Source organism: Nocardia sp. NPDC051900 (genome assembly GCF_044452545.1).
Taxonomy (GTDB): domain Bacteria; phylum Actinomycetota; class Actinomycetes; order Mycobacteriales; family Mycobacteriaceae; genus Nocardia; species Nocardia sichangensis.
Window position 1 is genome coordinate 1 of the sequence record NZ_JBITBU010000052.1, and the last position, 8116, is coordinate 8116.

Annotated in this window: 7 protein-coding genes and 1 pseudogene; 7 read left to right on the forward strand and 1 reads right to left on the reverse strand. The window is 60.1% G+C overall.

Features of this window, described 5'->3' with window-relative positions; translation table 11 throughout:
- The 6 genes and pseudogenes from ACIA5H_RS37205 to ACIA5H_RS37230 all read left to right on the forward strand — a co-directional run.
- Positions 1-100: pseudogene (locus ACIA5H_RS37205) on the forward strand (IS481 family transposase); the annotation flags it as partial.
- Positions 101-638: 538 nt separating this feature from the next.
- Complete coding sequence (locus ACIA5H_RS37210) at positions 639-1532, forward strand: transposase (protein ID WP_397081001.1); 894 nt, start codon at positions 639-641, stop codon at positions 1530-1532.
- Positions 1533-1824: 292 nt separating this feature from the next.
- Positions 1825-3120: a cytochrome P450 gene (locus ACIA5H_RS37215; protein WP_397081002.1), complete on the forward strand. Its 1296-nt coding sequence runs from the start codon at positions 1825-1827 to the stop codon at positions 3118-3120.
- A 35-nt stretch (positions 3121-3155) separates the two neighbouring features.
- Complete coding sequence (locus ACIA5H_RS37220; RefSeq protein ID WP_397081003.1) at positions 3156-4574, forward strand: phenylacetate--CoA ligase family protein; 1419 nt, start codon at positions 3156-3158, stop codon at positions 4572-4574.
- Positions 4575-5087, forward strand: a complete 513-nt coding sequence (locus ACIA5H_RS37225) for a hypothetical protein (RefSeq protein ID WP_397081004.1) — start codon at positions 4575-4577, stop codon at positions 5085-5087.
- Positions 5088-5116: 29 nt separating this feature from the next.
- Positions 5117-6325, forward strand: a complete 1209-nt coding sequence (locus ACIA5H_RS37230) for a cytochrome P450 (RefSeq protein ID WP_397081005.1) — start codon at positions 5117-5119, stop codon at positions 6323-6325.
- A 213-nt stretch (positions 6326-6538) separates the two neighbouring features.
- On the opposite strand, the gene ACIA5H_RS37235 is transcribed toward ACIA5H_RS37230, so the two are convergent.
- Positions 6539-7555, reverse strand: coding sequence for a transposase (locus tag ACIA5H_RS37235; RefSeq protein ID WP_397081007.1), 1017 nt, complete (start codon positions 7553-7555; stop codon positions 6539-6541).
- Between the two features lie 354 nt (positions 7556-7909).
- Between ACIA5H_RS37235 and ACIA5H_RS37240 the strand changes: the two genes are divergently transcribed.
- Positions 7910-8116, forward strand: a 207-nt coding sequence (locus ACIA5H_RS37240) for a hypothetical protein (protein ID WP_397081009.1), incomplete at its 3' end; no start/stop codon positions are given.

The following is an 8116-nucleotide window of genomic DNA, read 5'->3' on the forward strand; positions in this document are numbered from 1 at the left end:
CCACTTCAACTACCATCGCCCGCACACCGCCGCCGGGAACCGCCCGCCCGCCAGCCGCCTCCACACCGGTGTCACCAACGTCATGGCCTCATACATCTAGTTCCAAGCCAGTGCTCGAAGGCTTGTCTCCGAGCGGAGTGCGGAGCATCAGGGTGAAGGCACGAAGGTTCTCGTTCCATCCGGGGACTACAGGCCAGGAGAAGACCGGACGGGCGAACGCGCAGTGAATCCTGGATGACGGTTCGTCACCGTCACCTCCGCCGACGGGATGCGCTAGCGGAGGAACAGGACTGGCCGCTGGGGTAGCGGCCGGTGCCGCGAAGGCTCGGGGCCGAGCGGGGGAGCACCACCGTCCCCGGGATGAAGAGGGCGCTCACCCCTGTCGTGTCTCACACGTGCGGAACGTGCAACGCCGGCTGAGGTCCGGATCCCCGCAGGGGCCCGATAAGCCGACCGCACGGATGGTCCAATTCCTCAGTGGGAACAAGATGGTCCAACAAGCGAATGCCGGCGCGCCGAAGGGCGACAGGAAACCCCCAGACCGCGAGCCGACTCCTCCGTCGGTGTCTTAGGGATAGGTGGCCGGATACGGGCGTTGCCCGGACCCGCAAGGGTGCTGACGTGGACCACGTGAGCTGTTGAATGCTTCGATACCAGAGCGCCGGAACTCCGCGCGATGGGCGGCCGGTCTGTCCCCGGCGCAGCTGGCCACCGTGCGCGTGCTGCAGTATGTGCTGGATCTGTCCTACCGGCAGGCGGCCGAGGCCGTGCGCTGCCGCATCGACTTCAAGTATGCGCTCGGTCTGGAGCTGGGACGACCCCGGTTTCCATCACAGCGTGCTGAGCGATTCCGTGACCGGCTCACGCGGTTGCGCGACCTGACCCGGCTCGAGCTGATCACCGAGGCCGTCCGCGACGCACTCGAAGAACTCGCCCGCATTGCTCCGCATCTGCTGGCCGGCCTGGTCGACGAAGAATGGGGACGTCGCTACGGCCGTCCACTTCGCTTGGACAAGACCCAACTCGGCCCAAGTCCAAGATCCTCGCCGTCGGCGAGGACGCTGGCAAAGCTGCTTGAGCACCTGAAAGAACACGGACCCGACTACCTGTCCGGCCCCCAGGTCCAAGTCCTGCGACAGATCGTTCTGCAGAACTACTGCCGCGGCGAAAAGGGGGGTCTGCGCTGGCGCACCGACGATGACGGCGGTCTGCCGCCCTCATTTGTGGCGATCGTCTCTCCCTACGACACCCAGGCCCGCTACGCGCGTCGAGAGAAGGTCACCGGGATCATCGGTGACCATTTCACGCTGATGGTGCCCGACGGGTTGTGTCCATACATCGGGGTGTGCGGTGGACGTTCTCAGAAATACGTACGTAACCGCGAACTTCGTCGAGTGATGCTCGACTCCATTTCGGAGGAGCGTCAAGCCAATGGAGTGAGATGCGGTTACGTGGTCGCTATTTGGTCTGAGCATGTGCGCGAAGTGCTGACGAGTCGTACGTACGTACCTTCAACGTACTCGCGGATGTGAGTGGTCGCGATTTCTTAGACCATCCTCGCCTGGTTAACGTCGTAATCACTACCACCGAAGTAGTGAGACCAACCGGTTGACATGCTTCCGATTTCATGCTTTAAATGTATGCGGCAATCAGCTCAATCGAGGATCCGTTTCGATCGGAAAAGCGACACAGATTCTAATTCGGCCTCCTACCTATCGGTGTGTCCGTGCGGATTATCGATACCGACCTAATTTCAAGACGATGTTGGTATATCGATATTATCGGGTAAGCACCGCTTGCTTTGATGCGATGAGATGAGATGAGATGGAATACCGGTCCGCAATCCAAGCGCACCCAAATTTGAACAAACCTACTACGGAATCAACGGCACATTCTGAAACAATCTTCAAGGGCGCAGGCGCTGAAACAACAGAAGCGCCCTTCCTTAGTATTTTCGACCCGGGGTTCGACTACGAGTCTGCCGAGGTGGCCGAAGCGCGGGAAGCGAACTGGTATGCCCAGACTCCGTTCGGGCCGATGGTTCTGCGTTACGAGCAGGCAGCCGAAGTTCTCCGTGACCGTCGTTTTGTTCGCGGCGGTCGGCAGTACATGCATAAGCAGGGAATCGTTGCGGGTCCGCTCTATGACTGGTTCACCGAAGCACTGCACAGTCGGGACGGTGGCGACCATACAAGACTGCGTGGGCTGGTCAATCACGTCTTCAGTCGGCGTTTCGTCGAAGGCTTGCGTCCGTTCATCCGATCGACAACTGAGCGCCTGGCGACAGAGATCGCCGACGGCGAGGAGGAGTGCGACTTTATAGCCGCGTTCGCCAAGCGTACGGCGGGATTGGTCATGTGCCAGATGTTCGGGTTCCCGATCGAGGACTACGAGCTGTTCACCATGTGGCTGGACGACCTGGGGTTGGTGTTCAACACGGTAAGCGAGCGCGCCCGGTCGGAGGCCGCGGTAGTTGGCATGTCGGAGTATGTCACCGAACTGATCGAGCAGCGCCGGAAAAACCTCGGCGACGATCTCCTCTCGTCTCTCATCACGAGTCAGGAGGCCGGCGACAGGCTGACGATGAAGGAGCTTCACGACATGGTGCTGCTGCTTCTGTGGGCTGGCCAGGACACGACGACCAAACAGTTTGGGCGGGCGCTCACAGCGTTCAGCGAACACGTCGAACAGTGGGACATCCTGGCGGCTCGCCCTGAGTTGGCCGAACAGGCCGTTGAGGAAGTCTGCCGATGGAGCCCGCAGGCAAGGGTGAATTTCCGCTATGCCGCGGAGGACGTCACCATGCACGGCCTCGAAATTCCCGCCGATACGATGTTGCTGATCTCGACCGTTGCCGCCAACCGCGACCCTCGCGTCTATGAGAACCCAGAGGTGTTCGATATTACGGTACCGAGGAGCGCCCCCCAACTGGTCTTTGGAGGTGGGGTCCACGTATGTATCGGTATGAGCGTCGCCCGACTCGAGCTGGCAGAAGGGCTTGTTGCCCTCGCGCGCCGTTTCTGCCCCCCAACCGTCACAGGGGAAATCCGCTGGCCTCCAGCAACCGCGATGATCCACGGTCCGGAATTCCTCCCGGTGAAATTTACCAAGAGAGTCTGACAGCTGGTACATCATCTCCGTCAAAACTTATAACAATGCTATTGATACGCGACAGAAAATCTTTTATCGCCGCGGCGGCGCGGTTCGAACAGCACCTCGAAACCATCGCTGAAGTTTTCGACGGGAAGCTGTCACCACTTGAGCTACATGCCAGGAAACTGGAAGATACTTTGGCTGCCGCAGCGAAGGTGCCGCTGTATGCCGACTGGCTGCCCATGTTGCTCGAACAGGGCATCGCGAACCGCCCACTGGAAAGTTTACTTAAAAGTATCCCGCTGCTCGGAAAGCGGGACTGGGGTGACCATAGCTATGCGGCTTTCGCGCAGCCGATACATGAGTTCCTGCATTACTACGAGACCTCCGGCACCACCGGACCGGCCTCGGCAGCGCCAAAAGCGCTGGACGACCTCATCGTGAACACCACGAACGTCGGCGAGATGTGGGCGCGACTTCTTACGCCGACCGACGTGGCTCTGATTTTGATCACTGCTCCGCTGGGTCCGGCCCCATACCAGTTCGAGAAGGTGTTCGAGTATCTCGGCATTATGTCGCTGAAGCCGTGGGTCGACTACATCGACGGCGACTACACAAAGGTCTTGGACCTCATCGACAAACTCTCGGTGAACGTCTTCGTCGGGGCGCCATCGCGACTGCTGGCCTTGATCCAGTTCGCAGTCCAGCATGGCCGGAGGAGACCGAAATTCGATCATCTGTTCCTGATCGGTGAGCAAACCGGTCCGGCTCAACTCCGTCACCTGAGCCGGCTCACCGGCGCTTGCGCGCACGTCGGCAGCTACGGCTCCTCCGAAACCGGTACGATCGCGGCGACCTGCGAGCACGATCAGCTCCATCTCCAGGTGCAGAGTTTCGTTCTCGAACTGCTCGACGAGCGCGGCCCTCGCTTGGTGGACGGCTCCGCCGACAACGGCGAGCTGGTTGTCACAACCCTCGACTTGCCAAGTCGTCCTCTCCTTCGTTATCGGACAGGCGACCTGGTGGAGATCGATGACAAGTCGTGCGCCTGTGGACTGGCGCTGCCTGTGGTCCGCACGCAAGGTCGAATGCAAGATGTGCTCGCCATGCCTGGCGGCACGGTGCGGCAGGAAGACCTGGAAGCCGCTCTCTGGTCGGACATGGATCCCGGACCGATAGTGCTCAATTACATGCTCCTCGTCCGGGGCTCCATGATTACGTGCATGGTGACCACCGATCAGCCGCCGAACCACACATGGGCATCAGAAACAGCGCGACGAATCTCCCCGTTTTTCCCTACCCATCGAATCCTCGTGCAACCGGTCCCAACGCTTTCTCCTCTGGCCTCGTTGAGCGGGGATCTCGGTTGGAAGCTATCACGTGTGCTCGACCTCGACGACGCGAAGGCTTGGGACCGTCTTCCTCGTCCGATAAGACAACTGTCCGCAGCACTGTTCGATGAGTTAGGCAAGAGAACCTAGATGGCTGAGAGTCAGTACGAGCGGATCGCCTCCGAATTGACAGACCGCGAGAAGTTCGAATTTGTGCTGGGTGTCTACTTTCGCACCCAAGCGGCAATCGAGAAGTACATGGGCCGAGATCGATTGCCGAAATGGACCGAACACATCGCACGAATGAATACGGATGCTACGGAGAGACGACTGCCGGACCGTGTCGACCGAGAACGCAGCGTGCTCGGCTCACTGGCCAAGATGCTTGATGTCTACGGCTCCGACAAGACGCTCACAGAGCAGGACGGGATCTACCTGCTGGAGGTTCGCCAATGCGGAATATACGATTATCGTGAACGAGCCCAAGCGCAAGGCGTGGAGTTGACCCTCCCTACTCCGTGTGAATTCTGCGTCGATCTTCGCTACCACACAGCCGCCAATCTGGGCATGGACATATCGCATGAGCTAGGGCACCGCAGCTGCCGGTGGGTATGCCGCCGCCCCGACACACTGTCATCGCATCTCGGTGGCCTGCACGCCTAGAAGCAGTTGCATAATTAACAGAGAGTGAGATGGAGCTTCCTTCACTGCCATATCGGCGCAATCCTCGCCGGCCATGGGACCCGGCCGACGAACTGCTCGAACTGTGTGCCGCACAGCGAGTTCCCAGAGTAGAGCTCACCAGCGGCACTCCCTTATGGCTCATCGCCCGCTACGACGACGCCCGGTGCGTACTCTCCGACAGCAGGTTCAGTAGCAATCTCACCGCCCCAGGTACAGCGTTACCGAAACCGGAAGAACGGACGCTTGAGCAAAAACTGAAATCCCGGCAACCCGGGACCTTTCTCGAATACGACCCTCCGGACCATACGCGGCTGCGAGGGCTGATCGCTGGTGAGTTCACTACGGGAGCGATGCATAAACTGCGGCCACGTATCGAAGCCATCGTCGATCGATGCCTCGATGCGACCGAAGCCGCAGGCCCGCCTGTCGACCTCGTACAGGAATTCGCGCTTCCCATGCCCTCGCAAGTGATCTGCGAACTACTCGGTGTTCCCTTTGAAGGGGAATTCGACTTCGTCGGTCACACCATTGTTATGACCGACACAATGGCGCCCCCCGAGAAGTTGCTGACCGCCCGCGACGAGATGCGCAACTACATGCGCGAACTCGTGGTGAAACACCGAAGGGATCCCAAGGATAACTTGCTCGGACGGTTGGTACGCGACCACGGAAAGGGCATAACCGATGAAGAGCTGGTCGGAATAGGGAACTTGCTACTGATCGCTGGCCACGAAACGACTGCCATGATGCTCGGAATCGGCACGCTTGTCCTCCTTCAGCATCCGGTGCAGATGGATATGATGCGTAAGGATCCGTCGTTGGTGGTGCCCGCTGTCGAAGAGTTACTGCGTTACACATCGATCGCGAACCATGGCGCTATCCGAACGGCCACCGAGGACGTCGAAGTCGGTGGTCAGCTGATTAAGAAAGGCGACGCGGTGGCGGTGTCGATCCCGTTGGTCAACCGGGACCAGACGCGATACGAAGATCCCCATCGTTTCGATATCACGCGTGAGCCGAAAGGTTCACAGCTCGCTTTCGGTCACGGCATTCACCATTGCATCGCTGCCCCTATGGCTCGACTCGAAATGCAGATTGCATTCCCAGCGCTACTTCGCCGCTTCCCGGCGCTAAGCCTCGACGTCCCTCTCGAGTACATTCCGATTCGCAAGTCGAACGTTACCCATGGGGTTTTCGCCTTGCCTGTTTCCTGGTAGCAAGGAGACTCTCCGTGTCGAACATCACGGCCATCATCGCGCGCGTTATCGTCGAGAATATTGATGAGGCACTGCCGCTCTATCAAGATCTGGCCGATGCGGATGATGTGCATCGCTTCGCATTCCGTGACGTCGAATTGGCCAGCGTGGGGCCGTTCTTACTGATCAGCGGCAATACTTCTTCGTACCGAAACCGCGTCGCTACTCTCGCGGTTAAGCAGCTCGCTCCGGTGATCGCCGCCCTCGACCAAGCTGGGGGCGAAATACTCGAAGGCCCTGCACCGACGCCCAATGGGGATCGGTTGATCGCTCGCCATCCCGACGGGTCAGTCTTCGAATACGTGGCTTCCACGACGCGCTGACTGAGGTTCCCGGCTTGTATTTCCGGTATCGGTTTCGTGGACGGCTAGTTTCCCTCGGCGATCTTGCGGTCGTAATAGCGTCGGCCGTAACTTGTGCGGGTCCGGATCTGAACGACGGCGATGGAGTGGAGCGCAGAGTTGAGATCTCGATTCGCGTAGCGAGAAGCCGATGTCGGTTGTAGTCGCCGCTGGCGACTTGGACCGGTGCGGTACCGGTGTAGTTCGCGTAGGCCGCGGCGGTGGGAAACCGCCGCGGATCACGGGTGCCGGCAAGGACCCGGGCGGCGAGGACGGGGCCGACCCCGACGATGTCGGTGAGCGATGTGGCGTGCTCGTCGAGTACCTGCTTCATGGTGGCGGTGTTGTCGGCGAGCTGGCGGTCGCAGCGTCGGACATCGGCGATGAGGTCTTCGACGAGTTGTGTGCGGACCTGGTCGGTTGCAGTGGCAGGGGTGACGGTGTGCAGGGCTTTCTCGGCGGCGGTGGCTGTCAGCGCGCGATTCATGCCGCCCGGGATCAGTTCCCGCAAGAGGGCATGCAGCTGGTTGAGCAGCCTGGCGCGATGTCGACTGAGGGTGTGTCGCCGCTCGTCCAGGAGCGCAAGGGCGCCGGTGTGGTCCTCGACGGCGACCGGTCGGCTCTCCCCGCGGATCGCTGCCACGCAGGCCGCTGCGGCGGCATCGATCGGATCGCTCTTGCGGCGGCCCCCGCGGGAAAGTGTGCGGATCTTCGCGGTGGCGGTCGGGGGAATGTCGACCACGGTCCCACCCCGACCGATCAGCCACTGCGCCAGGTGATGACCAAGCCCCTCGGCGTTTTCGATGGCGGTGTGGGACGCCTTGTGCGAGTCGACACCGAGGATGATCATGCGAGCAGGTCTCCCTGGAGCCAGGGGTCGAAAGAGACCGAAACGCCGCCCTCATCTGCCTGGCCCGACGCCGCTGCGACGTCCTCTACTCGATGCTCAAACACGGCGAAGTCCACCGATCACCCACGACCTCAGCGGCTTGACGAACACTATAGGAACGTCCCCGCCGCAACACATCAACCAAGCTTCCCCACCACACTCATACAATTTGCGACACAACTCCTCCGACGGCTCGAACAATCCCAGGTAACCAACTGCAGTCGGTACTCCTACGTAGGTCTAGCCTGCATCGGGATGCGCCTCGCCGTTTTATTCAAGAAAATACGGGCTGAAGATCGACTAAAGAGGAATTGCGTGGAAGCATTGGCACCGAAATTTGACGTGGTCCCTGTTGTGCTTTTCGTGCGAATTCTCTGCTCGATTCGTCTGTTTCATCGCAGCACCTATGCCCGACCGGAGAAAACAAGTGAATCCAGTGTCGCCCGTCTCCTCGATCGAGAACGAACCGGACACAAATCCTTTCCCGCCCGATCTGGAACGCCGGATGCGGGAGTGCGACGA

Excerpts from the sequence above, each read along its gene's own strand:
- ACIA5H_RS37215 (WP_397081002.1), top strand. The coding sequence starts at position 1,825 with ATGGAATACCGGTCCGCAATCCAAGCGCACCCAAATTTGAACAAACCT.
- ACIA5H_RS37220 (WP_397081003.1), top strand. The coding sequence starts at position 3,156 with ATGCTATTGATACGCGACAGAAAATCTTTTATCGCCGCGGCGGCGCGG.
- ACIA5H_RS37225 (WP_397081004.1), top strand. The coding sequence starts at position 4,575 with ATGGCTGAGAGTCAGTACGAGCGGATCGCCTCCGAATTGACAGACCGC.
- ACIA5H_RS37230 (WP_397081005.1), top strand. The coding sequence starts at position 5,117 with ATGGAGCTTCCTTCACTGCCATATCGGCGCAATCCTCGCCGGCCATGG.
- ACIA5H_RS37235 (WP_397081007.1), bottom strand. The coding sequence starts at position 7,555 with ATGATCATCCTCGGTGTCGACTCGCACAAGGCGTCCCACACCGCCATC.